Annotated in this window: 3 protein-coding genes; all 3 read right to left on the minus strand. The window is 55.8% G+C overall.

What is annotated here, in order from left to right:
• A partial coding sequence (gene purB / locus ACLQ7H_RS06450) for an adenylosuccinate lyase (RefSeq protein ID WP_411751957.1) occupies positions 1-1,120 on the minus strand: 1,120 nt, incomplete at its 3' end.
• 21 nt (positions 1,121-1,141) lie between these two features.
• Complete coding sequence (gene hflD / locus ACLQ7H_RS06455; protein WP_411751958.1) at positions 1,142-1,768, minus strand: high frequency lysogenization protein HflD; 627 nt, start codon at positions 1,766-1,768, stop codon at positions 1,142-1,144.
• Between the two features lie 2 nt (positions 1,769-1,770).
• The coding region (gene mnmA, locus ACLQ7H_RS06460; RefSeq protein ID WP_411751959.1) for a tRNA 2-thiouridine(34) synthase MnmA at positions 1,771-2,575 on the minus strand (805 nt) is incomplete at its 5' end.

Below are 2,575 nucleotides of genomic sequence, written 5' to 3' on the forward strand. Positions count from 1 at the left end.
GGTGCGTACGGTTCACTTCCAGCTTGCTGATGCCTTTCATGGTGGCCTGATAGGCAATCAGCGCATAGCCCAAGCCCACGCCCAGGTTACGCAGCACCGTGGAGTCCGTCAGGTCACGCTGCCAGCGGGAAACCGGCAGTTTGCTAGCCAGATGGCCCAGCACCGCGTTAGCCAGGCCCAGGTTGCCTTCGGAGTTCTCAAAGTCGATTGGGTTAACTTTGTGCGGCATGGTGGAAGAACCGATCTCACCGGCAATGGTTTTTTGCTTGAAGTGGTTCAGGGCGATGTAACCCCAGATATCACGGTCAAAGTCGATCAGGATGGTATTGAAACGCGCCACGCAGTCGAACAGCTCGGCGATATAGTCATGCGGCTCGATCTGAGTGGTGTACGGGTTCCAGGTCACTCCCAGCGAGGTGACAAACTCTTCGCTGAAACGGTGCCAGTCCACTTCTGGATAGGCCACGATGTGGGCATTGTAGTTACCCACCGCGCCGTTGATTTTACCGAGGATCTCAACACGCTCTAACTGGCGATATTGACGCTCCATCCGGTAGGCCACGTTGGCAAATTCTTTACCCACGGTAGACGGGGTAGCAGGTTGACCATGGGTACGTGACAGCAGCGGAATATCGCGATATTCCAGCGCCAGCCCTTTGATGGATTCGATGATCTTGCGCCAGTGCGGCAACACCACATCCTGACGCGCGGTATGCAGCATCAGCGCGTGGGACAGGTTGTTGATGTCTTCAGAGGTACAGGCGAAGTGGATAAACTCGGACACGGCGTGCAGAGCGGGTACCGCTTCCACTTTCTCTTTCAGGAAGTATTCCACCGCTTTCACGTCGTGGTTGGTGGTGCGCTCGATGGTCTTGATGCGCTGGGCGTCTTCTTCAGTGAATTCTGCGACGATCTTATCAAGGTAAGCGTTTGCGTCGGCGTCAAAAGCGGGAACTTCTTTGATCTCTGCGCAAGCGGCCAGTTTTTGCAGCCAACGTACTTCAACCTGCACGCGGAATTTCAGCAAGCCATACTCGCTGAAAATGGTGCGCAGTGCGCTGACTTTATCACCGTAGCGTCCATCAATGGGGGAAACGGCGGTCAGTGAGGATAATTCCATCGGTAGCAACTCCTGGGAAGTTTAACAATGAGCAACGAGTTTTTGCGCCTGCTTGAGCAGACGATTACGGGAAAACATTAACTGCAGGCGGCTACCGCCAACCTGCTGCCACAGCACCGCGGCACGAATACCGGCGAGCAGGGTGGCACGAACCTTGGCTTGCACCTGCGGATTTTGCAAGATGGCAGGCGAACCGGTTACCTGAATACGCGGCCCCAATGGTGCCACGACATCGACGTAGATACCGGCCAGGGCGCTGATGATGGTATCTGAACCCAGTTCATAATGCGCCAACTGACGCTCTAACTGGCTCAACCGCTCGCCGAGCGTATTCATCGCCGTTTTGTTGGCGTTCAGCTTGCGCTCCAGCACCATCAGGCTGATGGTGTAGCGGGTCAGCTCGGCGGCTGGGCCTTTGTTATTGGCGTTGAGTACGCCAATCAAGGTTTCCAGGCCCATCTTCAGGTTACGCTCTTCACCGCCGAACACCGCCAGGGTAGAAGGGGGATCCATCTGCAACAGGCTGTTGAGTGAGGTATGGAAGGCTTCGCCATCCATTTGCCCTTCATGCGCCAACTGTTGTACCAGACGGGCCGCTTGGCTAATCCCGGCCATGGCCAGCGTGATGTCGTAATAATTCTTCGCCACGGTTACTCCTGTATACGCTGTTCAATAATGCCGCCGCCCAGGCAGATATCGCCCTGATAGAACACGGCAGACTGGCCTGGGGTGACGGCTGCGACCGGTTCGTCGAAGCGGACTTCGATGCGTTCGGCGTCTAGTGGCGTCACGGTGCAGGAAATATCCTGCTGGCGATAACGGGTTTTAACCGTACAGCGCAGAGGTTGTGTCAACGGTAGGCGATCTACCCAATGTAACTGTTGGGCGATCAGGCCGATAGACATCAGGCGCGGATGTTCGTGGCCTTGGGCGACCACCAGAATATTGTTGGCGACGTCTTTATCCACCACGTACCACGGATCTTCGCTGCTGTCTTTCATACCACCGATGCCCAACCCTTTGCGTTGGCCAAGGGTGTGATACATCAAGCCCTGGTGCTCGCCGATGGTTTGGCCGTCGACGCTAACGATGGGGCCTGGCTGTGCTGGCAGATAGCGGCCCAGAAAGTCGCGGAATTTACGTTCGCCGATAAAGCAGATGCCGGTGGAGTCTTTTTTCTTGGCGGTGACCAGTTCCAACTGCTCCGCAATGCGGCGCACCTCTGGTTTTTCCAGTTCACCAACCGGGAACAGGCTTTGCGCGACCTGCTCGTGGCTCAGGGTATACAGGAAATAACTCTGGTCTTTGTTACCGTCGACGCCACGCAACAGGCGGCTTTTGCCGTCCACGTCCTGGCGGCGGACATAGTGACCGGTAGCGATAAAATCCGCCCCCAGATCTTCAGCCGCAAACTCCAGGAACGCTTTGAATTTGATTTCTTTATTGCACAGGATA

The organism is Serratia sp. (in: enterobacteria) (assembly GCF_046715635.1).
GTDB lineage: Bacteria > Pseudomonadota > Gammaproteobacteria > Enterobacterales > Enterobacteriaceae > Chania.